The 21,956-nt window shown below is 68.6% G+C and carries 21 protein-coding genes; 13 read left to right on the top strand and 8 right to left on the bottom strand.

The features are described 5' to 3' along the window. Positions 1–10 precede the first annotated feature (10 nt). The 6 genes from ACLHG5_RS06940 (at position 11) to ACLHG5_RS06915 (ending at position 8,064) form a co-directional block, all read left to right on the top strand. Positions 11–940 (top strand): ABC transporter permease, encoded by a 930-nt coding sequence (locus ACLHG5_RS06940; RefSeq protein ID WP_411314903.1) that lies wholly within the window; start codon positions 11–13, stop codon positions 938–940. Continuing rightward, positions 930–1,880 carry an ABC transporter permease gene (locus ACLHG5_RS06935; protein WP_411314904.1) on the top strand — a complete coding sequence of 317 codons (951 nt, stop codon included), beginning with the start codon at positions 930–932 and terminating at the stop codon, positions 1,878–1,880. The genes ACLHG5_RS06940 and ACLHG5_RS06935 overlap by 11 nt, the downstream gene beginning before the upstream one ends. After that, positions 1,877–3,634 carry a dipeptide ABC transporter ATP-binding protein gene (locus tag ACLHG5_RS06930; protein ID WP_411314905.1) on the top strand — a complete coding sequence of 586 codons (1,758 nt, stop codon included), beginning with the start codon at positions 1,877–1,879 and terminating at the stop codon, positions 3,632–3,634. Before ACLHG5_RS06935 ends, ACLHG5_RS06930 begins: the two co-directional genes overlap by 4 nt. After that, positions 3,609–5,465 (top strand): ABC transporter substrate-binding protein, encoded by a 1,857-nt coding sequence (locus ACLHG5_RS06925; protein ID WP_411318233.1) that lies wholly within the window; start codon positions 3,609–3,611, stop codon positions 5,463–5,465. Before ACLHG5_RS06930 ends, ACLHG5_RS06925 begins: the two co-directional genes overlap by 26 nt. Before the next feature lie 212 nt (positions 5,466–5,677). Next, a complete protein-coding gene (typA, locus tag ACLHG5_RS06920) occupies positions 5,678–7,597 on the top strand; it encodes a translational GTPase TypA (protein WP_411318232.1) in 1,920 nt (639 codons plus the stop codon). Positions 7,598–7,602: 5 nt separating this feature from the next. Next, positions 7,603–8,064 (top strand): hypothetical protein, encoded by a 462-nt coding sequence (locus ACLHG5_RS06915; RefSeq protein ID WP_411318231.1) that lies wholly within the window; start codon positions 7,603–7,605, stop codon positions 8,062–8,064. 162 nt (positions 8,065–8,226) lie between these two features. Here the strand turns inward: ACLHG5_RS06915 and ACLHG5_RS06910 are convergent, their stop codons facing one another. Then, a complete protein-coding gene (locus ACLHG5_RS06910; RefSeq protein WP_411318230.1) occupies positions 8,227–8,763 on the bottom strand; it encodes a hypothetical protein in 537 nt (178 codons plus the stop codon). A 773-nt stretch (positions 8,764–9,536) separates the two neighbouring features. Here ACLHG5_RS06910 and ACLHG5_RS06905 point away from each other — a divergent pair. Genes ACLHG5_RS06905 through ACLHG5_RS06890 form a run of 4 tightly spaced genes read left to right on the top strand, consistent with a single transcriptional unit; the run spans position 9,537 to position 13,588 of the window. Further along, on the top strand, positions 9,537–10,751 hold the full coding sequence (locus ACLHG5_RS06905; protein ID WP_411318229.1) for a PIG-L family deacetylase: 1,215 nt from the start codon (positions 9,537–9,539) through the stop codon (positions 10,749–10,751). Continuing rightward, the gene (gene fdxA / locus ACLHG5_RS06900; protein ID WP_411314911.1) at positions 10,748–11,077 is read left to right on the top strand and encodes a ferredoxin; all 330 of its coding nucleotides are present in this window, start codon (positions 10,748–10,750) and stop codon (positions 11,075–11,077) included. The genes ACLHG5_RS06905 and fdxA overlap by 4 nt, the downstream gene beginning before the upstream one ends. 45 nt (positions 11,078–11,122) lie before the next feature. Then, entirely contained in the window at positions 11,123–12,229 is a 1,107-nt protein-coding gene (gene dapC / locus ACLHG5_RS06895) for a succinyldiaminopimelate transaminase (protein ID WP_411318228.1), read from the top strand. Between the two features lie 57 nt (positions 12,230–12,286). After that, on the top strand, positions 12,287–13,588 hold the full coding sequence (locus ACLHG5_RS06890) for a citrate synthase (RefSeq protein ID WP_411314913.1): 1,302 nt from the start codon (positions 12,287–12,289) through the stop codon (positions 13,586–13,588). Between the two features lie 61 nt (positions 13,589–13,649). Here ACLHG5_RS06890 and ACLHG5_RS06885 read toward each other — a convergent pair whose 3' ends face one another. Further along, complete coding sequence (locus tag ACLHG5_RS06885) at positions 13,650–14,243, bottom strand: hypothetical protein (protein WP_411318227.1); 594 nt, start codon at positions 14,241–14,243, stop codon at positions 13,650–13,652. Between the two features lie 50 nt (positions 14,244–14,293). Then, complete coding sequence (gene dapD, locus ACLHG5_RS06880) at positions 14,294–15,238, bottom strand: 2,3,4,5-tetrahydropyridine-2,6-dicarboxylate N-succinyltransferase (protein ID WP_411318226.1); 945 nt, start codon at positions 15,236–15,238, stop codon at positions 14,294–14,296. 56 nt (positions 15,239–15,294) lie between these two features. Between dapD and dapE the strand changes: the two genes are divergently transcribed. Both dapE and ACLHG5_RS06870 read left to right on the top strand, forming a co-directional pair. Then, a complete protein-coding gene (dapE, locus tag ACLHG5_RS06875) occupies positions 15,295–16,392 on the top strand; it encodes a succinyl-diaminopimelate desuccinylase (protein ID WP_411318225.1) in 1,098 nt (365 codons plus the stop codon). Between the two features lie 109 nt (positions 16,393–16,501). Continuing rightward, positions 16,502–16,678: a DUF3117 domain-containing protein gene (locus ACLHG5_RS06870; protein WP_165063777.1), complete on the top strand. Its 177-nt coding sequence runs from the start codon at positions 16,502–16,504 to the stop codon at positions 16,676–16,678. A 12-nt stretch (positions 16,679–16,690) separates the two neighbouring features. On the opposite strand, the gene ACLHG5_RS06865 is transcribed toward ACLHG5_RS06870, so the two are convergent. Then, positions 16,691–17,323, bottom strand: a complete 633-nt coding sequence (locus ACLHG5_RS06865) for an O-methyltransferase (RefSeq protein WP_411314917.1) — start codon at positions 17,321–17,323, stop codon at positions 16,691–16,693. Positions 17,324–17,388: 65 nt separating this feature from the next. On the opposite strand from ACLHG5_RS06865, the gene ACLHG5_RS06860 reads away from it, so the two are divergent. Continuing rightward, the gene (locus tag ACLHG5_RS06860; RefSeq protein ID WP_411314918.1) at positions 17,389–17,772 is read left to right on the top strand and encodes a Sec-independent protein translocase TatB; all 384 of its coding nucleotides are present in this window, start codon (positions 17,389–17,391) and stop codon (positions 17,770–17,772) included. A gap of 19 nt (positions 17,773–17,791) precedes the next feature. On the opposite strand, the gene ACLHG5_RS06855 is transcribed toward ACLHG5_RS06860, so the two are convergent. From ACLHG5_RS06855 to ACLHG5_RS06840, 4 genes are all read right to left on the bottom strand, one after another. Further along, positions 17,792–18,712: a LysR family transcriptional regulator gene (locus ACLHG5_RS06855; protein ID WP_411314919.1), complete on the bottom strand. Its 921-nt coding sequence runs from the start codon at positions 18,710–18,712 to the stop codon at positions 17,792–17,794. 253 nt (positions 18,713–18,965) lie between these two features. Then, a complete protein-coding gene (locus ACLHG5_RS06850) occupies positions 18,966–20,108 on the bottom strand; it encodes an Mrp/NBP35 family ATP-binding protein (protein WP_411314920.1) in 1,143 nt (380 codons plus the stop codon). Then, complete coding sequence (locus ACLHG5_RS06845; RefSeq protein ID WP_411314921.1) at positions 20,098–20,631, bottom strand: DUF1003 domain-containing protein; 534 nt, start codon at positions 20,629–20,631, stop codon at positions 20,098–20,100. The genes ACLHG5_RS06850 and ACLHG5_RS06845 overlap by 11 nt, the downstream gene beginning before the upstream one ends. Further along, the gene (locus tag ACLHG5_RS06840; protein WP_411314922.1) at positions 20,618–21,955 is read right to left on the bottom strand and encodes a magnesium transporter MgtE N-terminal domain-containing protein; all 1,338 of its coding nucleotides are present in this window, start codon (positions 21,953–21,955) and stop codon (positions 20,618–20,620) included. Before ACLHG5_RS06840 ends, ACLHG5_RS06845 begins: the two co-directional genes overlap by 14 nt. Position 21,956 lies beyond the last annotated feature (1 nt).

The raw sequence follows: 21,956 nt of genomic DNA, 5'->3' as shown, positions 1-21,956 counted from the left end.
CGGACGACTGATGCTCTGGTACATCGGCCGCCGGCTGCTGCAACTCATCCCCGTCTTCTTCGGGGCGACGTTCCTCATCTACTTCATGGTCTTCTCCCTGCCCGGAGACCCCATCGCGGCCCTCTTCGGTGAGCGGCCCCCGCCCGAGAGCGTGATCCAGGCGATCCGCGAGCAGTACCACCTCAACGATCCGCTGATCGTGCAGTACTGGTACTACGTCACGGGCATCCTCTCGGGCGACCTCGGCACGACCTACTCCGGTCGTCCGGTCGCCGACCTCCTCGCGTCGGCCTTCCCCGTGACCTTCCGCTTGGCGATGCTCGCCCTCGCGTTCGAGGCCATCGCCGGCATCGTCGTCGGGCTCGTCGCCGGTCTTCGCAAGGGCAAACTCTTCGACGCGAGCGCCCTCGTCGTGAGCCTCCTGCTCATCTCGGTGCCGACCTTCGTGCTCGGCTTCATCCTCCAATACGTCTTCGCGATCCAGCTCGGCCTGTTCCGCACGACCGTGGGCCCCGGCGCACCGATCGAGGATCTCATCCTCCCGGCGCTCGTTCTCGCGTCGGTGTCGTTCGCCTACATCGTGCGATTGACCCGCGCGAGCGTGTCCGACAACATCGGGGCCGACTTCGTGCGCACCGCGACGGCCAAGGGGCTCTCGCGCCCCCGCGTCGTGACCGTGCACATCCTGCGCAACTCGCTCATCCCCGTCGTCACCTTCCTCGGTGTCGACATCGGCTCGCTCATGGTCGGCGCGATCGTCACCGAGGGCATCTTCAACATCCCCGGCGTCGGCGGAACCGTGTTCAACGCGATCCGCCTCGGTGAAGGACCCACGGTCGTGTCCTTCGTCGCCGTGATGGTCATCATCTACATGCTCGCCAATCTGCTCGTAGACCTGCTCTACGCAGCGCTCGATCCGAGGATCCGCTATGTCAAGTAATCGCGCATCCGACCAGGGGCACTTCGTCGCCGACAGCGCGTCGACCCCGGTCGCCGAAGTCGACAGCATCGACGAGTCGCAGAAGGCCCGGAGCACGTGGTCCGACGCGTGGGACTCGATGCGCGTGCGCCCGATGTTCTGGGTGTCGATCGTTCTCATCGCGATCATCCTCACCGTCGCCGCGTTCCCGTCGTGGTTCTCGCAAGTGGACCCGAACCGCGGGTGCGCTCTTCCCGACAGCAACGGAGGGCCCGAGCCCGGCCACCCGTTCGGGTTCACGCGCCAGGGCTGCGATGTCTACGCACGTGTGATCTTCGGCGCTCAGGCGTCGATCGTCGTCGGCCTTCTCGCGACCCTCATCGTGTCGCTCTTCGGAGCGACCGTCGGTGCTCTCGCCGGGTACTACGGCGGATTCTTCGACTCCGTGCTCTCGCGCGTCGCCGACATCTTCTTCGCGATCCCGACCGTGCTCGGCGCCATCGTGCTCATCTCGGTGCTCCCCGACCGCACCCCGCTCGTCATCGCGCTCGTGCTGTCGATCTTCGCGTGGCCCCAGATCGCGAGGATCATGCGCGGTGCCGTGCTCTCCGCCCGGAGCGCCGACTACGTGATGGCGTCGACGGCGCTCGGGGTCTCGAGATTCAAGATCCTCTTGCGGCATGTCGTACCGAACGCGATCGCCCCCGTGATCGTCGTCGCCACGACCTCCCTCGGAACCTTCATCGTCGCCGAGGCGACCCTGTCGTTCCTCGGAATCGGTCTCCCGAGCGGCGTCATGTCGTGGGGCAACGACATCGGTCAGGCGCAGGTCTCCGTGCAGACGGCACCCATGGTGCTGCTCTACCCGGCCGCCGCGCTCTCGCTGACCGTGCTCTCCTTCCTCATGCTGGGCGACGTGGTTCGTGACGCCCTCGACCCGAAAGCGCGGGCACGCCGATGACCCAGTTCGAGACATCCGATCGCCCGTCCGCCGCCGGATCGGCGACCCTGTCGACGGCCCCCCTGCTCGAGATCAAGGGCCTCGAGGTCGGATTCAAGACGCAGCGCGGGTTCATCCCCGCCGTGCGCGGGGTCGACCTCACGCTCCACGCCGGGCAGACCCTCGCCATCGTGGGCGAGTCGGGCTCGGGAAAGTCGACGACGGCGCAAGCCATCATCGACCTGCTCCCGGGCGCAGGAAAGGTGACCGGCGGAGAGATCCTCTTCAACGGCCGCGACCTCACGAAGCTCTCGCCGAAGCAGATCCAGGATGTGCGCGGACGCCAGATCGGCTACGTGCCCCAAGACCCGATGTCGAACCTCAACCCGGTGTGGAACATCGGGTTCCAGGTGGAGGAGGCCATCAAGGCCAACGGTGTCGCCCAGGGCAAGGCGGCGCGCGCCCGCACGATCGAGGTTCTCCAGGAGGCGGGCCTCGGCGACGCCGAGTCGCGCCTCAAGCAGTACCCTCACCAGTTCTCGGGCGGAATGCGTCAGCGCGTTCTCATCGGAATCGGTCTCTCGTCGCGCCCCCAGCTGCTCATCGCCGACGAGCCGACCTCGGCGCTCGACGTGACGGTGCAGCGCAAGATCCTCGACCACCTCGAGACACTCACGCGCGACTACGGCACCTCGGTGTTGTTCATCACCCACGACCTCGGTCTCGCGGTCGAGCGCGCCGAGCAGCTCGTCGTGATGTACAAGGGCAAGGTCGTGGAGTCCGGGAGCTCGAAGGAGATCCTCGCCAACCCGCTGCACCCCTACACGCAGAAGCTCGTCGGTGCCGCGCCGAGCCTCGCGTCGAGGCGCATCCAGTCGGCGCGTCGACCCGAGAGCTCCGATCAGCTCGACATCTCCGACGTCGCCTCGCTCGACGACACGCTCATCGCGCGTGCCGACGCTCGCGAGCGCACCCCGGCGGCGCCCGTCATCAAGGTCAACGACGTGTCGAAGATCTACAAGATCCGTCAGGGTGGTCTCAAGTCGACCGAGCTCAAAGCCGTCGACGGCGTGTCGTTCTCGATCGCCAAGGGCACGACGACGGCGCTCGTCGGCGAATCGGGCTCGGGCAAGTCGACCGTCGCGAAGCTCGTGCTCAAGCTCGAAGACATCACGTCGGGCTCGATCGAGGTCGACGGGCAGGATGTCGCGTCGCTCACCGGTTCGCAGCTGCTCGGGTTCCGGCGCAAGGTGCAGCCCGTGTTCCAGGATCCCTACGGATCGCTCGACCCCGTCTACAGCGTCGGCAACACGATCGCGGAGCCCCTGCTCGCGCACGGCGTCGGCGACAAGAAATCACGTCAGGCGCGCGTGCGCGAGCTTCTCGATCAGGTCGCGCTGCCGGCATCCACCGTCAACCGCTACCCGAACGAGCTCTCGGGTGGGCAGCGCCAACGCATCGCCGTGGCGCGCGCGCTCGCCCTCAAGCCCGACATCATCGTGCTCGACGAGGCGGTGTCGGCGCTCGACGTGCTCGTGCAGGGGCAGATCCTGAACCTGCTCACCGACCTGCAGGCCGAACTCGGCCTCACCTACCTGTTCATCACGCACGACCTCGCTGTCGTGAGGCTCGTCGCCGACGACGTGTGCGTCATGCAGGGTGGCAAGATCGTCGAGGCGGCGACGACCGACGAGGTCTTCGACAACCCGCGCAACCCCTACACGCAGCAATTGCTCGAAGCCATCCCGGGTGCGCACTTCACGTTCGGCGGGTAGCGGGTCTGAGCGCAGAGGGCGGTCGGGCATCCCGATCGCCCTCTCGGTCGTCGTCGCCGTTCTCGCTGCGGGGTGCACGACCTCGGTGGTCGACGGCTCCGAGGTCGACGTCGCGGTCACGAACCCCTTCACGTCGTACAACCGCGAGACGTCGGCGGGTGGCGCGTCGTCGCTCAACGCCGAGATCGTCGCCGCGACGAACGAGCGGTTCGTCTCGTACGACGACACCCCCGAGCTCGTCGACGACGACTCGTTCGTGACCATCGAGCTCGAATCCGACGACCCGCTTCGCGTGTCGTACACCCTCGACGACGGGGCGGAGTGGTCCGACGGCGTGCCCATCGACGCGACCGACCTCTTGCTCTCGTGGGCCGCGAACTCGGGCGCGCTCGACGACGACGACTTCGACGACACCCCCTACTTCGACGAGGATGCCGCGGGGTACACCGACGACTTCCCTCGAGACGTCGTCTTCTTCGACGGTTCGGCCGCGGGCGGTCTCGACCTCGTGACCACCGTGCCCGAGGTGTCCGACGACGGTCGGGCGATCACTCTCGAATACGACCACTACTTCGTCGACTGGAGGCTCGCGTTCGACATCGGGGTGCCCGCGCACGTCGTCGCGATGAACGCGCTCGACATCGACGACCCGAGCGAGGCGAAGAGTGCGGTGCGCGACGCCATCGTCGACGACGATCGCCGCGCCCTCGCTCCGCTCTCGCGGTTCTGGAACTCCGGCTTCGCGATCGACCGCGGACCCGTCGACGCATCGCTCTTCGTCGGGAGCGGTCCGTACACGGTCACGGCGGTGACCGACGGCGGAGTCGAGCTCACCGCGAGCGAGACCTACACGGGGGAGCGCACCCCCGCGTTCGAGAGGGTGACGATCTCGGTCGTGGCCGACGCGGATGCCGCAGCCACCGCGTTGCTCGAGGGCGAGGTCGACGTCATCGCGCCCGAGGCGGGCGGTGGCGGGTCGGGCGACGGGTCGGGCGGTGCGCTCGAACGACTCCTCGCCGCCGACGGGGTCACGGTGACGGCCGCGCCCGACGGAAGCTACGAACGGCTCGACCTCATGGTCGACCGCGGGCTCTCCGGGGTGTTCGACGACCCGCTCGTGCGTCGCGCCTTCCTCCACACGGTGCCGCGGGCGGAGATCGCCGAGACCGCCCTCGGAGCCGTCGTCGACGACCCGCTCCCGCGGGACTCCCACGTCTTCATCCCCGGCAGCGACGCCTACGACGATGCCGTCGGCGAGAACGACTCGGCCGCCTACGCCGAGCCCGACCTCGCTGCCGCGCGAGCCCTCTTGCGCCGGGCCGACGTCGACGAGCCCGAAGTGTGCGTCCTCTACGACGCGCGGGACAGCGTGCGTGTCGCCGAATTCGAACTCATCCGCGACTCCGCGGCTCGCGCCGGATTCGAGGTCACCGATTGCGGTCGAGGAGACTGGCAGAACCTCCTCGGTGTTCCGCGCCGATACGACGCGGCCATCTACGCGCTGCGGTCGACGACCCTCGCGACGAGCGCCGTGGCGGCGTCGTTCGCGTCGAGCGGGGGAGTCAACAACACCAACTTCTTCGCGAGCGACGCCGTCGACGGCGACCTCGCCGAACTCGAGGAGCTCGGCGCGACGGGGGAGGCGGAAGACGCCGGCGTGCGGGAGATCCTCACGCGGATCGATCGGGCGGTGTGGAACGCCGCGGCGGGCATGCCGCTCTACCAGCGCGCGGCCGTGCTCGCGACATCCGATCGCGTGACGGGGGCGGAGCCGATGCCGTTCTCGCCGAACGGCCTCGGCGGAGTCACCGGATGGCGCCCCGCGGGCTAGCCGTGTGCTCGCGGCACGCGGCCGACGAACTCGCCGATGCGGCCGGGCACGGTAGACTAGAGCGTGCAGGGCACCGTCAGTTGTGACCCGGCACCCTCCACAACCACTTTCACCGGCCTCCGCCAGCGCCCGCTGGGCGCTGCGACAGCCTGATCGCGAACCACTCCGATCGCGGCACGCAGCACGCCGCCTCACCAGTCAAGGATTCCCGCATGGCCATCGCCACTCGCAACGATCTGCGCAATGTCGCCATTGTCGCCCACGTCGACCACGGCAAGACCACCCTCGTCGACGCGATGCTCAAGCAGACCAACTCGTTCGACGCCCACTTCGAGGGTGAAGACCGGATGATGGACTCGAACGACCTCGAGCGCGAGAAGGGCATCACCATCCTCGCGAAGAACACGTCGATCCTCTACAACGGCACGCACGCCGCCGAGCACGGCGCGGGCGGCCCCATCGTCATCAACGTCATCGACACCCCGGGTCACGCCGACTTCGGTGGTGAGGTCGAGCGCGGCCTCTCCATGGTCGACGGCGTCGTGCTCCTCGTCGACGCGAGCGAGGGCCCGCTCCCGCAGACCCGCTTCGTGCTCCGCAAGGCCCTCGAGTCGAAGCTCCCCGTCATCCTGCTCGTCAACAAGACCGACCGTCCGGATGCGCGCATCGACGAGGTCGTCGCCGAGAGCCAGGACCTCCTCCTCGGCCTCGCGAGCGACATGGCCGACGATGTGCCCGACCTCGACCTCGACGCGATCCTCGACGTTCCCGTCGTCTACGCCTCGGGCCGCAACGGCGCCGCGAGCGACAACAAGCCCGAGAACGGCACCCTGCCCGACAACGACGACCTCGAGCCGCTCTTCGAGGCGATCCTCAAGCACGTGCCCGCGCCGAGCTACGACGACGAGCACCCCCTCCAGGCTCACGTCACCAACCTCGACGCCTCGCCGTTCCTCGGCCGTCTCGCCCTCCTGCGTGTCTTCAACGGCACCATCCGCAAGGGCCAGACCGTCGCGTGGGTCAAGCACGACGGCAGCGTCGCGAACGTGCGCGTGACCGAGCTGCTCATCACCAAGGCGCTCAGCCGCTTCCCGACCGAGTCGGCGGGCCCCGGTGACATCGTCGCCGTCGCCGGTTTCGAAGACATCACCATCGGAGAGACGCTCGCCGACCCCGACGACGTGCGCCCGCTGCCGACCATCACGGTCGACGACCCCGCGATCTCGATGACCATCGGAACCAACACCTCGCCCCTCGTGGGCAAGGTCAAGGGCCACAAGCTCACCGCGCGCATGGTCAAAGACCGTCTCGACCGCGAGCTCATCGGTAACGTCTCGATCAAGCTCGTCGACATCGGACGCCCGGATGCCTGGGAGATCCAGGGCCGTGGCGAGCTGGCCCTCGCGATCCTCGTCGAGCAGATGCGTCGCGAAGGCTACGAGCTCACCGTCGGCAAGCCGCAAGTGGTCGTGCGCCAGATCGACGGAAAACTGCACGAGCCGTTCGAGCACCTCACGATCGACTCGCCCGAGGAGTACCTCGGCGCGATCACGCAGCTCATGGCCACGCGCAAGGGCCGCATGGAGAACATGACGAACCACGGCACCGGCTGGGTGCGCATGGAGTTCATCATCCCGTCGCGCGGACTCATCGGTTTCCGCACCGAGTTCCTCACGACCACACGCGGCACCGGAATCGCCAACGCGATCTCGCACGGCTACGAGCCGTGGGCCGGCAACATCGTCACGCGAAGCAACGGCTCGATCGTCGCCGACCGTGCCGGTGTCGTCACCCCGTTCGCGATCATCAACCTGCAGGAGCGCATGTCGTTCTTCGTGCTGCCGACCGAAGAGGTCTACGAGGGCATGGTCATCGGCGAGAACTCGCGCGCCGACGACATGGACGTCAACATCACCAAGGAGAAGAAGCTGACCAACATGCGTCAGTCGACCTCCGACACGTTCGAGTCGATGACGCCGTCGCGCCAGCTCACCCTCGAGGAGTGCCTCGAGTTCTGTCGCGAAGACGAGTGCGTCGAGGTCACGCCGACCGCGATCCGCATCCGCAAGGTCGAGCTCGACGCCAACGCCCGCGCACGCTCGACGTCACGGCTCAAGAAGCAAGACGCGTAATGCGGATGTCGCGGCTCGCGATCGTGGCGACACTCGCGGTCGCGGCATCCCTCACGCTCTCCGGCTGCGGTGTCGCCGAGAACGCGCTCAACGGCGCGATCTCGGAGGCCCGGGCTAGCGTGGACGATGCCGTCTCCGAAGCACTCGGGGGCGCGGGCATCTCCACCGACGGAGAATTGCCGTCGGGCTTCCCCGTCGACGACGTTCCGCTCACGGGCGACATCGTCGGGGGTGGCGCAGGACCGCAATCGAGCGGCTGGGTCGTGCAAACGAGGCTCGCCGACATCGCCGCGTTTGCCGAGGTGCAGGCGACACTCGAGGGCGCCGGGTTCGAATCATCCGCGGTCAGCAGCGATGAGGAGGCGGGCTTCGGCACCTTCACCTCGGGCGCTCACACGGTGGTTCTCGCGGTCGCGACAGGCTCCGACGGCGTTGTGACGGCGACCTACGCGGTCACGCGCGCGTAGCCGCGCCTCCGAGCACCCCGCGCCGCGCGCGCCCCGAACCGCTCGACCGCGGGCGCATATGGCTGTCGAGCGAGACCCTCCGTGCCATTCGCGACCGCGATCGCGGCGATTCGCGTGCGGTCCGGCTTCCGGGGGCTCGAAGCACGGGCTGAGCGCGTGGGTTCACCGCGCACGGGTGCGGTGAGACGGGCGCCAGCCACGAGATCTCAGCGCACGGTGAACGCGTGCGACGGTGACGAGTGGTTCCACGAAGAGGCCGTAGCTTCGCACGCGGATGTCGATCCATCCGTCGGCAGTGATGTCGTCGTATCGGGCTATATCGAGTTCGTATTGGCGTGCGTCAGTCCGGTGGTGGTCGCCGTCGTATTCGACGGCGACCTTCCACCGACAGAAGGCGAGGTCGAGTCGCACGATCCGGAAACGCCCGTCGAGGGTTCGGACTTCGACAGTCGGGTTGACGGTCGGCTCGGGCAATCCGTGGTCGCGGAGCAGCAGTCGCAAGAGCGTCTCGGTCCGCGATTCAGCGCCCGGCCGAACCAAGTCGAGCGCCGTCCGCGCGCGAGGCATTCCCGCGACGGGATGCGCCTCTACTGCGGCCTGCAGTCGTTCCCGCGTGGTGAACGGGCGGCCGGTGCCACCGAAAGGCGGCGTCAAGATGAGGTGGTCCGCCGCGACCACGAGGTCGGTGACAGAAAGCATGGATGCCAGCGTAATCCAGGTGGTGGCCGGATCGGCGGTGGGCATTCCCTGACGGTCGACGATCACGGGGGCGATGAGGGAGTGTCCCTGCACGCCTCTCGATCGGGGGGCTCTGCCCGGCCGAGCGACGGCGACATGCAGTCCGTCGAGTCCGCGGGGGAGCGGACATCCCCAGAGGTGAGCGGCCGTGGTGTGACTGAAGAATGCGCCGGGCCTCAGCAGAGGCTGGTAATCCCGGCACTGTGCGAGAGCACGGGCGACATCGTCGTGGGGTGTGTCCTCCTCCGTGCGGCACGCGCGCCTGACGCCGTGGAAGGGGGCATCCAAGTCAGATGACCGCAACCGGCCCCGGGTGAGTCCCGCCGCATACGCGGTACTGACGTCGAAGGCCGTCTGGGAGAACGGCGGGGGCAGAGCGCTCGGACGAGGCATCCGACCAGGGTGCCGCCGTAGGCCTCGGGTCACGCCCTCTACGCGCGGTGGCTGGAGGAATAACGCAAGACCTTCCGCGGGGAGGAGCAGAGGTGCCGGGTCGACGCCCATCGCGGTCGCAGATGGCGAATCGGGCGGGTCGACACAGCCATGTGCGACCGCGCGGCGGGGTTTTCGGCATGCCGGGCGACCCCCGTGCTCGTGCCCGTGCCCGTGCCCGTGCACGCGCCCGCGACCCGCAGCACGCTCACACCGAGCCCGCGCTGCTCTCGGGATACGCTGGCGGAAGCGCCGGAAGGCACGACGACACACTCTCCACGACCACCGGTTAGGCGCTTCGCATGCAGTTTTCGCCCGCAGACGCCGAAGCAGCGACCCCCACCGAGCGCGTGCTCTTCGTGCACGCGCACCCCGACGACGAGTCGATCACGACGGGAGGGACCATCGCGACCCTCCTCGATCGCGGGGCGGTCGTGACCGTGCTCACGTGCACGCGCGGGGAGAACGGCGAGGTCATCCCCGACGACATCCAGTTTCTGCTGCGTGACCCGGAGGCTCTCGCGCGGCATCGCGAGGGCGAGCTCGCGAACGCGATGCGCGCTCTCGGGCTCACCGACCACCGCTGGCTCGGGTCGGCGAACGCGCGCACGATCGGTGCCGCACCCCGCCGCTACCGCGATTCGGGCATGGTGTGGAGTGCCGACGGTCCCGAGCCTCCCGCAGACGTGCATCCCGACGCCCTGAGCATCGCTCCCGTCGGGGAGGTCGCCGCCGACATCGCCACGGTCATCGCCACGACGGGGGCACGCGCGGTCGTGAGCTACGACGCGAACGGCGGCTACGGCCACCCCGACCACGTGATGGCCCACGTCGCAGCGAAGCGTGCTGCCGAGGTCATGAGCGTGCCGTTCTACGCGATCGAGCCCGCGGACGCGCTGCCGGGTCGAGCGGGCGTCGTCGAGGTGGATGTCTCCGCCGCCCTCGATCGCAAGGTCGCGGCGCTGCGTGCCCACCGTTCCCAACTCACGGTCGGTGTCGGTGAGTTGACTCTCTCTGGCGGGCAGCCCGTGCCGATCACGTCGGTCGAGTCGTTTCGGCGCGACGTGCCGCGCAGTGCGTTCCCGTCGCGTTGGAGCGAGTTCGCGCTGCGCGGGCGCATCCTCCTGAGTCTCGCGGCTCTCGTCGCGGGGGTCGTGATCGGGTCGCTCGCGACGGTCGTGCACCAGTTCTCTCCCACGGTCGCCGGTGTGGCCGTTCCGGTCGGTCTCGTGGCGGGGCTCCTCGTGGTCGCCGCCCTCGTGACGGGTCTGCGCATCGTGTTCGAGACGCGCGTCGTCGCCGGTGTCGCGGCCGCAGGCATCCTCGGTGTCGTCGCGATCCTGTCGCTCGAGAGCGCCGGGGGGTCCGTGCTCATCCCCGCGACCGACCTCTCGCTGTGGTGGGTCTACGGGCCGGTCGTGATCGTCGCCGTCGTGCTCGCGTGGCCCAGGTTGCCCCAGGCGACGCGGGTAGGATCGTCCAGTACTCCGCATCCGAAAGGACCCCTCATCTCGTGACCTATGTCATCGCTCTGCCGTGTGTCGATCTCAAGGATCGGGCGTGCATCGACGAGTGCCCCGTCGACTGCATCTATGAGGGCGACCGCATGCTCTACATCCACCCCGACGAGTGTGTCGACTGCGGTGCGTGCGAGCCCGTGTGCCCGGTCGAGGCGATCTACTACGAAGACGACGTGCCAGACAAGTGGGCCGACTACTACAAGGCCAACGTCGAGTTCTTCGAGGAGGTCGGGTCTCCCGGTGGCGCCTCGAAGGTCGGTGTCATCCATCACGATCACGCGCTCGTCGCGGCGCTGCCTCCGCAGGCCGTCGGCGCCGAGTGACGTTCGCGCGGGCTGCCGGGTGATCCGTCTGCAGGTCGTCGCCGCGTGATCGCGCTGCCCGACTTTCCGTGGGATTCCCTCGTTCCGTTCGCCGAACGGGCCAGGGCACACCCCGACGGCATGATCGATCTCTCGGTCGGTTCGCCCGTCGACGCGACGCCGGCCCTCATCAGGGAAGCGGCGGCGGATGCGACCGACGCTCACGCCTATCCGCTGACCGCGGGCACGGCTGCGCTGAGGTCCGCGATCGTGGCGTGGTTCGCGCGCCGGCGCGGGGTCGAGGCCCTGCAGCCCGACGCGGTTCTTCCGACGATCGGGTCGAAGGAGTTCGTCGCGCAGTTGCCGCTGTGGCTCGGGCTCGGGTCGGGTGACACCGTCGTGCACCCGCTCGTCGCCTACCCGACGTACGCGATCGGCGCCGCCCTGACGGGGTCGCTCGTGCACGCGGGCGATGACCCGCGCGAGTGGCCCGAGTCGACGAAACTCGTGTGGGTCAACAGCCCGGGCAACCCCGACGGCCGCGTGCTCTCGGTCGACGAGTTGCGGGGGGCCGTCGAGCGCGCCCGCGAGCTCGGCGCGGTGATCGTGAGCGACGAGTGCTACGCCGAGCTCGGCTGGAGCGAGCGCTGGCGAGGAGCGGCGACCCCGAGCATCCTCGACCCCGACGTGGTGGGTGACGACCACACCTCCGTTCTCGCGGTCTACTCGCTCAGCAAGCAATCGAACCTCGCGGGGTATCGCGCCGGTTTCGTCGCGGGAGACCCCGCCGTCGTCGACGGACTGCTCGGCATCCGCAAGCACCTCGGACTCATTCCGCCCGCGCCCGTGCAGCGCGCGATGATCGCGGCCCTCGGCGACGACGGCCACGTGTCTGCGCAGCGGGAGCTCTATCGCACGCGTCGCGCCCGCCTCGAACGCGCCGTCGTCGCCGCGGGGTTCCGCATCGACGGGAGCGAGGCGGGTCTCTACCTGTGGGCGACCCAGGGCGAGGATGCCGCGGCATCCGTGTCGCGCCTCGCCGAGCTCGGCATCCTCACCGCCCCGGGGTCGTTCTATGGCGATGCGGGCCGCGAGCACATCCGCATCGCGTTGACGGCGACCGATGACGACATCGCGCGCGCCGCGGAGCGCTTGGACGCTTCCACCAACTGATTCCGGGTGTCCTTGGCGGATGTGACGGTACCCCCTGGCGCCGATTAGGCTGTACGCGTGAACGACGCTGCCACGAACAACGCCGAGAAGGCCACCCTCCATTTTCCCGGCGGGTCCGCCGAGTTCCCCATCGTGCGGGGGGTCGACGGTGCCTCGAGCATCGACATCTCGACCTTCATGAAGCAGACCGGGTACACGACCATCGACCAGGGTTTCGTCAACACCTCGTCGACGAAGAGCGCGATCACCTACATCGACGGCGACAAAGGCATCCTGCGGTACCGCGGGTACGCGATCGAGGATGTCGCGAGAAACTCCACCTACCTCGAAACCGCCTACCTCCTCATCTACGGCAACCTGCCGACCGCTGACGAGCTCGGCGAGTTCGACGAGCGCATCCGCCGTCACACGCTCCTCCACGAAGACCTCCGCCGGTTCTTCGACGCGCTGCCGTCGACGGCACACCCCATGTCGGTGCTCTCGAGTGCGGTCTCCGCTCTCTCGACCTACTACGAGAACTCCTCGAGCGTGCACGACAAGGAGCAGGTCGAGATCTCGACCATCCGCCTGCTCGCCAAGCTCCCCGTGATCGCCGCATACGCGCACAAGAAGAGCCTCGGGCAGGCGTTCCTCTACCCCGACAACTCGCTGAGCTTCGTCGACAACTTCCTCAAGCTCAACTTCGGCACGATGGCGGAGCCGTACGAGGTCGACCCGGTGCTCTCGAAGGCCCTCGACCGCTTGCTCATCCTGCACGAAGACCACGAGCAGAACGCGTCGACGTCGACGGTTCGCCTCGTCGGTTCGACGCAAGCCAACATCTTCTCCTCCGTCTCCGCGGGCATCAACGCACTCTACGGACCGCTTCACGGCGGGGCGAACGAGGCCGTTCTGAAGATGCTCGGCGAGATCCGCGAGTCGGGCGAGAGCGTGTCGACCTTCGTGGAGCGGGTGAAGAACAAGGAGGAGGGTGTCAAGCTCATGGGCTTCGGGCACCGTGTCTACAAGAACTTCGACCCCCGCGCCAAACTCGTCAAAGAGAGTGCGGATGAGGTGCTCGCGGCTCTCGGTGTGCAGGACCCGCTGCTCGACATCGCGAAGGAGCTCGAGGAGGTCGCCCTCGCCGACGACTACTTCATCGAGCGCAAGCTCTATCCCAACGTGGACTTCTATACGGGCGTGATCTACAAGGCGATGGGGTTCCCGCCGCGCATGTTCACGGTGCTGTTCGCAATCGGGCGACTCCCCGGGTGGATCGCGCACTGGCGCGAGATGAACGACGACCCGCAGACGAAGATCGGTCGCCCGCAGCAGCTCTACATCGGCGAGCCCTCGCGCGAGTGGCCCGCGCAGCGCTGACCTGCGCAGCGCTGCGCCGACCTTCGCTGCGCCGACCTGCGCTGCGCCTATCGGCGCGCGCTCACTCGAACGCGATGGCGTAGAGCGTCACGTCGCCGACCTCGGTGCGGGAGAGAGCGGCAACCTCGGGTGCGCACCGCAACTCGACGGTCATCGCGGGGAGCGCGAGCGTGACGGACGACTGCACCGTGATGTCCTCCCGCGACTCCGCGACGACCACGGGGTCTTGGGGGAGCAGTGGAACGCCGCTCGTCGCCTCCACGAACTGGCACTCGAGGCTGCCGTCGGTCGAGAAAGCGCGGTCGTGCGTGAGGCGAAGCTCGAAGCCGAGTTCGTAGAGCCCGTTCTCGAGCTCCATGCTCGCGAGCACGAGAGGGTCGCGAGGTGAGTTGACGCCCTGCCGCACGCTCTCGGGGACCACGACGAACTTCACCGAGCCCGCACCGTCGAGGTCGAACTGCATCTGCTGCACGGGGGAGGCGAAGCCGGCGTACTCGCTCACCGCGGGCCGTATGCTCGCGCCGTCGGTGACCTCGGTGCCCAACGCCGATGCGATCGTCGTCGCGGCGAGACAGCACGAGAGGATGACGGCGCCCGCCCCCGCGGCAGCAGCGGCGATCTGGCGCACCTCGGTCTGTCGCCCACGCCGGCCCATGCCCGGACCCTACCCCCGCGCCCTGAGCGGAGAAGGAGTGTCGCGCCGGGTCAGGCGTGCAGCGCGGCGTTGAGCTCGATTCCGCGGCCGCTCCGCGACAGCACCTCGACGGCGCCCGACGTGGAGTTGCGGCGGAAGAGCAGCCCTGGCTGCCCGGTGAGCTCGGCGGCTTTCGCCGCCCGGGCGGGTGCCCCGTCGGTCGAGAGGATTGAGACCTTGGTTCCCGCGGTCACGTAGAGCCCCGCCTCGACGACGCTGTCGTCACCGATCGAGATGCCGATGCCGGAGTTCGCGCCGAGGAGGGCGCGTTCGCCGACCGAGACGAGGTGCGTGCCGCCGCCGCTGAGGGTTCCCATGATCGACGCGCCGCCGCCGACATCCGAACCGTCACCGATGACGACGCCCTGCGAGACGCGCCCCTCGATCATCGACGTGCCGAGCGTGCCCGCGTTGAAGTTGACGAACCCCTCGTGCATGACTGTCGTGCCCGGTGCGAGGTGGGCGCCGAGGCGCACGCGCGATGCGTCGGCGATGCGCACGCGCTCGGGCACGACGTAGTCGAGCAACCGCGGAAAGCGGTCGAGCCCCGTGATGGAGATCCCGGCTCGTTGCAGTTCGGGGCGCTGTGCGCTGAAGTCGTCGGGGTGCATGGGCCCGGCGGTCGTCCACGCGACGACGGGGAGGTGGGAGAAGATCCCGTCGAGGTTGATCGAGTTCGGGGCCACGAGGAGGTGGCTCAAGAGGTGCAACCGCAGGTAGGCGTCGGCGGTCGACCCGGGTGCCGCGTCGAGGTCGATCTCGAGGGTGACGTAGTCGACGGTGACACCGCGGCGCAGGTCGGCGCCGAGGAGCGGCTCGAGGCGACTCGGAACGATGTGGCGGTCGCGAGTCGCGGGGATCGACCCGAGCGCCGGGCTCGGAAACCACGCGTCGAGCACGACCCCCGAGGTCGTGACGGTCGACAATCCATAGCCCCAGGCTGCTCTCTCAGTCATGAGTCCAGGTTACCGAGCCGCGAGCGCCCTCGAGCTCGCGTCGGTAGGCTCGACGGATGCCGACAGTCGACCCGACCATTCCCGTTCTCGATCTCGCCGCGTCATCCGTCGACCTCACGAGAGCCCTGTGCGACATCGAGTCGGTGTCGGGCGACGAGGCGACGATCGCCGACGCCATCGTCGCGAGCCTCGCTGCGAGCGACCACCTCGAGATCATCCGCGACGGCGACGCGATCGTCGCCCGCACGAACCTCGGTCGGAGTCGCCGAGTCGTCATCGCCGGACACATCGACACGGTGCCGCTCAACGACAACCTCCCCACGCGTTTCGAGACGATCGACGGCGTCGACTACCTCTGGGGGCGCGGAACCGTCGACATGAAGGCGGGCGTGGCCGTGCAGCTCAAGCTCGCTGCCGAGCTCACGGCCCCGGATGTCGACGTCACCTGGATCTGGTACGACCACGAGGAGGTCTCCGAAGCGCTCAACGGCCTCGGCAGGCTCGCTCGGGAGCGGCCCGACCTGCTCGCGGGGGATTTCGCGATCCTCGGCGAGCCGAGCAACTCGGCGATCGAGGGCGGCTGCAACGGCAATCTCCGGGCCGAGGTGCGCACGTTCGGTCTGCGTGCCCACTCCGCTCGCGCGTGGGTGGGACACAACGCGATCCACGACGCCGCGCCCATCCTCGCCACTCTCGCCGACTACACCCCGCGCGAGATCGAGGTCGACGGTCTCGTGTACCGCGAGGGACTCAACGCCGTGGGCATCTCGGGCGGCATCGCGGGCAACGTCATCCCCGACGAGTGCATGGTGCACGTGAACTACCGCTTCGCCCCGAGCCGGTCGGGCGACGAGGCCGTCGCGCACATCCGCGACCTCTTCTCGGCGTTCGATGTGCGCATCGTCGACCTCGCCGAGGGTGCCCGCCCGGGGCTCACCGATCCTCTCGCGCGCGAATTCGTCGACGCCGTCGGGGGCGAGCCCAAACCCAAGTACGGCTGGACCGATGTCGCGAGGTTCTCCGCCCTCGGCATCCCCGCCGTCAACTACGGCCCGGGCGACCCGCTGAAGGCTCACGCCGACGACGAGAGGGTCGCCATCGATCAGATCACCGAGTGCGAGCGCGGACTGCGCAGCTGGCTCTCCGGAGTGTGACGCCGGCGTCTTGCCGAACCCGAGCGCAACTCGAGTAGTACTGCGCCGTTTTCGGGTTACGCCGCCGATACGGGATAATGGTCAGGTATTCCACGAAAGGGGATCCATCATGGCAGCCATGAAGCCGAGGACCGGAGACGGACCAATGGAGGCTGTGAAGGAGGGTCGCCTCATCATCGTGCGTGTTCCGCTCGAGGGTGGGGGACGCCTGGTGGTGTCGGTCAACGATGCCGAGGCGAAAGAACTGCACGACGCACTCGCTGGAGTCGTCGCGGCAGCCTCCTAGCCGACGCGCGGGCTAGTCCCCGCGTCTGGTCAGCTGCAACAGCCCGTCGCCGACCGGCGTGAGCGCGCTGATGACAGCGTCGGATGCCGCAACCTCTTTGAGGAGGGTGCGGTACCCCACGGTGATGTCGTCTCGCTTCGCCGGATCGGCGACGCGTCCGCGCCACAAGGCGTGCGTCACGAGCACGGTTCCGCTGCTCTTCACGAGCCGGAGCGCGTGCTCGACGTAGTCGATGACTCTCCCGGGGTCGGCATCCACGAGCACGATGTCGTAGGAGCTCTCGTTCATCCGGGGGAGCACGTCGGCGGCGCGACCCGTGATGAGTCTCACCCGGTTGCTCGGGATGCCGGCGTCGAGGAAGTGCTTGCGCGCCTCCTGCTGGTGCTCGGCCTCGACGTCGATCGTCGTGAGCGTGGCGCCGGGTGCACCGGAGAGCAACCACAGGCCGCTCAGGCCCACTCCCGTGCCGATCTCGATGATGCTCGACGCCGATGTCGCGGCCGCCACGATCGCAATCTGCGCGCCGACAGACGGTGCGATCGGGTCGATTCCGAGTTCGATCGAGTGCTGTCGCGCGGCGGCGATGTGCTCGCTCTCGACGATGAACTCCTCGGCGAACCGACGATTGGATTCCGTGTCAGACACTCATGCTCCTTGGGTCTTGACCAGCGTAGAGGCAGCCCCGAGGTCTCGAGCGTTAGTCTGAACGCATGTTCGGGTTGACGATCGACAAACTCCTCCTGCTCGGAGTCGTCGCCGTCTTCCTCCTCGGCCCCGACCGCTTGCCGCACTACGCGGCGCAGCTCGCACGGCTCGTGAAGTCGCTGCGCGCGATGGCGGATGGCGCGAAAGAGCGCATGCGCGACGAGATGGGCCCCGAGTTCGACGAGGTCGACTGGAAGAAGCTCGACCCGCGTCAGTACGACCCGCGCCGCATCATCCGCGAGGCCCTCGTCGACGACCCGGCCACGACACCGAGTGCGGCTCCCGTCGCGACGGCGGTCGTGCGCCCCCCGCGCGAGTCGGCGTACGCGCGTCGCCGCCGGTTGCTCGCCGAGGCCGAGGTCGCACCGTTCGACGCCGAGGCCACCTGAGCGGTCGGAGCACCCGGGATCAGGCCACGCCCTCCCGAGCGGCCTGGTAGCGCTGGGCCTCCGCTTGGAGCTCGCGCACGACGCGTCGCACCGAGGGGCGCTCGGCGCGGTCCGGGCGCAGGAGTGCGGAGATCTGTCTCGTGGCGCGGATGCCGCTGAGAGGCTTCGTGATGAGGCCGTTCTCGTGCGCCCGCGTCGTGTAGCGCGGGAGCACGGCAATACCGTGGCCGGCCGCGACCACGGCCTCGACGATCGCGTTGTCGAGAAATCGCTGGCCGATGCGCGCGGGCGACCCGTTCGCGACCTCGATCTCGCGCAGCACGCGGTCGTAGGGGAACCCGTCGGGAACCCCGATCCACTCCTCGTCGACGAGGTCGCTCGCGAGGAGGGTGGTCTTTCCTGCGAGACGGTGGCTCTCGGGCATCCCGACGTCGAGAGGTTCCTGCATGAGGGGCACGACCGCGAGACCACGCTCCTTCCACGAGGGGAGGGTGCCGGGAGACTCGCTGATCACGACGTCGAAGTCGGGCGTGAGGTCGGCGAAGTCCGGCAGCAGCGGATCCTGGTCGCTGCACCGCACGGTGAGGCCCGGAACATCCTGCACCGCGGTGAGGAGTCCGGGAAGGAGCATCTGGCCCGCCGAGGGGAACGTGGTGAGGGTCACGACACCCTGGGGGGCCTGCTTGAAGTCCTCCCACAGTGCCTCGGCGCGCTCGAGGGCGACGGCGACATCGGTGGCCGTGCGGGCGAGCGCGAGCCCCGCCCCGGTGAGGATCACGCCGCGCCCCGACCGCTCGGTGAGCGGGATCCCCGCCTCGCGTTCGAGCACCTTGAGTTGCTGCGAGACGGCGGAGACGGTGCGGTTGGTCGCGGCCGCGACGGCGGTGACGCTGCCGCGTTCGGCGAGCTCGCGGAGCAACTCGAGTCGGCGCACGTCCATGTAGTCAATCTACACAGTCACTCCACAAAGGTTCGATTGTGCTTCAGGGCAGGGTGAGGTCGAATAGAGGAACAACAGTCAGCAACTCCCGACCGCAGCGTTCCTGTCGCCCGGAGTCAGAAAGGTCACCATGTTCGTCGTCACCACCCTCGTCATCATCTCCGCCATCGTCATCTCGGTGACAGCGGGCACCGTCAACCTCGCCGCGCGCGACGGTTACCGCCAGATTCCCACCTGGCGCGCGTAACAACGGTCAGCGAACGCTGACCCCGAGCTTTCGGCCGACGAGACCGCGTCCACGACGTGCGAGCTCGTCGGCCGCTGTCGTTATCGCGACAGCCGCAGGGTCGCGCGGATTCGAGAGCACGAGGGGCAGGCCGGAGTCGCCGCCCTCGCGGAGCGCGACGCTGAGAGGAACGGAGGCGAGCACGCGAACCGGGTCTTCGCCCTCGAGGCTCAGTCGTTCGGCGACGAGCCGGCCGCCGCCCGCGCCGAACAGATCGACGACGGTGCCGTCGCCCCGATCGAACCCGGCCATGTTCTCGATGACCCCGACGACGCGCTGACCGGTCTGGCGCGCGACGGTTCCCGACCGCTCCGCGACGTCGGCCGCGGCCACCTGCGGCGTCGTCACGACGACGACCTCGGCGTGGGGGAGCAATTGCCCGAGCGAGATGGCGACGTCTCCCGTGCCCGGGGGCAGGTCGATGAGCAGCACGTCGAGATCGCCGAAATAGACGTCGGTGAGAAACTGCTGCATCGTGCGGTGAAGCATGGGGCCGCGCCACGACACCGCGGCGTTTCCGTCGACGAACATGCCGATCGAGATGACCTTCACACCGTGCGCGACGGGAGGGAGGATCATCCCGTCGATCTGCGTAGGTTTGACGCCCGCGATGCCGAGGATGCCGGGGATCGAGAAGCCGAAGACGTCGGCGTCGACGAGGCCGACCGCGAGACCACGGGCGGCGAGCGAAACGGCGAGGTTCGCCGTGAGGGTCGATTTGCCGACCCCGCCCTTGCCACTCGTTATCGCGATGACGCGCGTGAGGGAGTCTGCCGAGAACTGGGCCGACTTGGGTCGCCCCGCGCGCAGACGCTCGGTGAGGGCCGCGCGCTCGTCACGGCTCATGACCGTCACGTGGATGTCGCTCGAGCCGATCCCCGCCACGGCGAGCGTCGCCGCCCGCACGTCGCGCTCGATCGTGTCGGCCGCCGGGCACCCGACGATCGTGAGCTTGACGGTCACGTTCGCGTGACCGTCGGTCGCGGAGACATCACCGACCATGCCGAGCTCGGTGATCGGTTTGCGGATCTCAGGATCGATCACCCGAGCGAGGGAGGCGCGGATGTCTGCGACGAGCGCCGAATCCGCCGCGGGGCCGTCAGGCTCCACGCGAGCCCTCGTCGGCCCGGTCGGCGCGGTCGCGCTCGAGTTCCTCGACGAGCGAGCGGATCTCGGCGCGGATGAAGTCTTTGCTCGCGACATCCTTCATCGCGAGGCGCAGTGCCACGACCTCCCGCGCGAGGTACTCGGTGTCGTTGAGGTTGCGCTCGGCGCGCTGACGGTCCTGCTCGATCTGCACGCGGTCGCGGTCGTCCTGCCGGTTCTGCGCGAGCAGGATGAGGGGAGCGGCGTACGACGCTTGCAACGACAGGATGAGCGTGAGCGCCGTGAAGCCGTTGGCGGCGGAGTCGAACCGGAACTCCAGCGGCGCGGTCACGTTGTAGACGAGCCAGGCTGCGGCGAAGATGGTGAGCCCGAAGAGGAACCACGGGGTGCCCATCGCGCGCGCGATCCACTCGGTGAAACGACCGAAGCGGTCGCGGCTCGGTCGACCTCCCCGGCGGGACCGGAAGGGGGAGCGCTGCCCCTTCGGGGAGTCGAGGCGGCTGTCGCTGCGGCTAGACCGTGCCATTCGTCGACCTCCTCGAGATGGTCTTCAGTGGGGTGGTATCGAGTGTCGCTTGCTGTCGTGCCCGTGCTCGGGGTGGCAGTCGCGGCTCGTCGCCATCGGAACTGCGCCAGTCGTCGGGCAGAACGTGGTCGAGAACGTCGTCAATTGTCACCACCCCGACCAGTCGATGGTTGTCGTCGACGACGGGCACCGACACGAGGTTGTAGCTCGCGAGCATGCGCGAGACCTCGGCGGCCGAGGCGTCGGCGCGCACGGGTTCGAGGCGGAGGTCGAGTAGCGTGCCGAGGCGCTCGCTCGGCGGGTAGCGCAGCATCCGCTGGAAGTGCACGATGCCGAGCAGGCGACCGGTCGGAGGCTCGTAGGGCGGGAGCGTCACGCACACGGCCGCGCCGAGCGCGGGAGCGAGCTCGTGTCGGCGGATGAGCGCGAGGCCCTCGGCCACCGTCGCGTCGGCGCTCACGATGATCGGGTCGGTCGTCATGAGGCCGCCCGCCGTGTCGGGCTCGTAGGCGAGGAGCATGCGCACGTCGTCGGCCTCGTCGGGCTGCATGAGGTCGAGCAGCGTCTCACCGCGCTCGTCGCTCAGCTGCGCGATGAGGTCTGCCGCGTCGTCGGGCTGCATCTGATCGAGCACGTCGGCGGCGCGATCGTCGCCGAGCCTGTTGAGGATGCCGACCTGGTCGGTCTCGGGCATCTCCTCGAGCACGTCGGCGAGGCGGGCGTCGGAGAGCTCCTCGGCGACCTCGATCATCCGCTGATCCGGCAGGTCGAGGAGGGCGTTGGCGAGGTCGGCGGGGAGGAGGTCTTCGAATGTCGCGAGCAACTGGGTCGCCGACTGCGGCGAGTCGGTCGTCGAGAGGTCGCGGAGTTCGGTCCACGAGGCGAACGCGGTCTGGCCTTTCGCGAACGGCGAGCCGCTCGGCTTCGGACGACGGAGAAAGACTTCACCGACCTCCCACTCGCCGGGGTTGAGCTCTTCGATCGCGACGTCTTCGATCTTCGCCGAGCCGGTGCCGTCGACGAACGCCATCTCGCGACCGAGGATCTCGGCGATCACGCGCACTTCGCCGCCGCGCTGCTCGAAGCGGCGCAGGTTGATGAGGCCCGTCGTGATGATCTGGCCAGACCCGATGCTCGTGACGCGCCCGATCGAAAGGAAGACGCGACGCTTGCCCGGAACCTCGACGACGAGACCGACGACGCGCGGCGCACGGGAGGCGCGGTAGACGACGATGACGTCGCGAACCCGTCCTACGCGGTCGCCCGCGGGGTCGAAAACGAGGCACCCGCCCAGCCGGGCGACGAAGACTCTCGCGGCACTCACG

Origin of the sequence: Marisediminicola sp. LYQ85 (assembly GCF_046600695.1) — a bacterium.
Taxonomy (GTDB): domain Bacteria; phylum Actinomycetota; class Actinomycetes; order Actinomycetales; family Microbacteriaceae; genus Marisediminicola.
This window is presented reverse-complemented; position numbering and strand designations above follow the sequence as displayed.